Annotated in this window: 1 protein-coding gene; it reads right to left on the reverse strand. The window is 43.8% G+C overall.

Annotation, left to right across the window (positions count from 1 at the left end; all coding sequences use genetic code 11):
* Positions 1 to 40: 40 nt before the first annotated feature.
* Positions 41 to 201 (reverse strand): integrase core domain-containing protein (locus H5125_RS22050; protein WP_182745532.1); only part of this gene is annotated, 161 nt, incomplete at its 5' end.

Consider the following 201-nt stretch of genomic DNA (forward strand, 5'->3'; position numbering starts at 1 on the left):
GGTAATCTCCCCATTTTTAGCTGAGGTCAAAAGTAGAGACTTAGGCCACTAGTGCCAGTTTTTGCTTTGGTGGGATACCACCAATTGCTGTATTGGGTCTTTCATTGTTATAAAACCATAGCCATTGTGTCGCATGTTCCTGTACCTCGGCAATACTATTCCAAAGATATTGGCTCAGCCATTCGTATCGCACAGTCCGAT

Origin of the sequence: Shewanella sp. SR44-4 (assembly GCF_014163715.1) — a bacterium.
Taxonomy (GTDB): Bacteria; Pseudomonadota; Gammaproteobacteria; order Enterobacterales; family Shewanellaceae; genus Shewanella.